The sequence below is a fragment of the Stenotrophomonas sp. YIM B06876 genome, assembly GCF_030711595.1.
In the GTDB taxonomy this organism is placed as follows: domain Bacteria; phylum Pseudomonadota; class Gammaproteobacteria; order Xanthomonadales; family Xanthomonadaceae; genus Stenotrophomonas.
In genome coordinates this window covers 1-1,432 of record NZ_JAUJUJ010000199.1, presented here as the reverse complement: position 1 = coordinate 1,432, position 1,432 = coordinate 1, and the positions used below count along the sequence as shown (strand labels likewise).

Here is a 1,432-nt window from a genome sequence, read left to right as displayed (position 1 = left end):
GCTGACGCAGGACAAGATCGTGCTCGAACGCCACACCAATGTGTTTGGCGCCACCTCCGACGAGGTGCTGAAGTTCGCCTTCCTCAACAGCCACTACCAGACCGGGCTGAAGAACCTGCTCGACCGCGCCGTGCTCGACCACCTGGAGCTGCGCACCGAACTGCGCCTGTCGCAGGACTACCGCAAGGTCGATGAGATTCCGTTCGACTTTCAGCGCCGGCGCATGTCGGTGGTGGTGTCCGAACGCGACGACCANCTACCAGACCGGGCTGAAGAACCTGCTCGACCGCGCCGTGCTCGACCACCTGGAGCTGCGCACCGAACTGCGCCTGTCGCAGGACTACCGCAAGGTCGATGAGATTCCGTTCGACTTTCAGCGCCGGCGCATGTCGGTGGTGGTGTCCGAACGCGACGACCACCACGAGCTGATCTGCAAGGGCGCGGTCGAAGAAGTGCTGGCCGCGTGCAGCCACATCCAGGACGGCACGCAGGTGCTGCCGCTCGACGCCGCGCTGCTCAAACGCGTGCAGGACGTGACCGGCGCACTGAACCAGGAAGGCCTGCGCGTGGTCGCCGTGGCTGCCAAGGAAGTGCCGCCGAGCAAGACCGTCTACAGCGTAGCCGACGAGGCCGAGCTCACCCTGATCGGCTACATCGCCTTTCTCGACCCGCCCAAGGAGTCCACCGCGCCGGCCCTCAAGGCGCTGGCCGAACACGGCGTGGCCGTGAAGGTGCTGACCGGCGACAACGACCTGGTGGCCGTCAAGATCTGCCGCGACGTCGGCCTGCCCATCGACGGCGTGGTGCTGGGCGCGCAGATCGAAGACCTGGACGAGGCCGGCCTGCGCCAACTGGTGGAGCAGCACAACCTGTTCGCCAAGCTCACGCCGCTGCACAAGGAGCGCATCGTGCGCGCGCTGCGCGCCAATGGCCACATCGTCGGCTTCATGGGCGACGGCATCAACGACGCGCCCGCGCTGCGCGCCGCCGACATCGGCATCAGCGTCGACAGCGCGGTCGACATCGCCAAGGAAGCGGCCGACATCATCCTGCTGGAGAAAAGCCTGATGGTGCTCGAAGAGGGCGTCGTGGAAGGCCGCAAGACCTTCAGCAACATGCTCAAGTACATCCGCATGACGGCCAGCTCGAACTTCGGCAACGTGTTCTCGGTGCTGGTGGCCAGCGCCTTTTTGCCGTTCCTGCCGATGCTGCCGATCCAGCTGCTGGTGCAGAACCTGCTCTACGACATCTCGCAGATCGCGATTCCGTTCGACAACGTCGACGAAGAGCTGGTGCGCCTGCCGCTGCGCTGGAACCCGCAGGACCTGGGCCGCTTCATGGTGTTCTTCGGCCCGATCAGCTCGGTGTTCGACATCCTCACCTTCGCGCTGATGTGGTGGGTGTTCCAGGCCCAGACGCTGGCAGAGCAGAC

Annotated in this window: 2 pseudogenes; both read left to right on the top strand. The window is 65.3% G+C overall.

Going from position 1 to position 1,432, the window contains the following annotated elements:
* Positions 1-253 (top strand): annotated as a pseudogene (locus QZH66_RS16045) (hypothetical protein); the annotation flags it as partial.
* 4 nt (positions 254-257) lie between these two features.
* Positions 258-1,432 (top strand): annotated as a pseudogene (gene mgtA, locus QZH66_RS16040) (magnesium-translocating P-type ATPase); the annotation flags it as partial.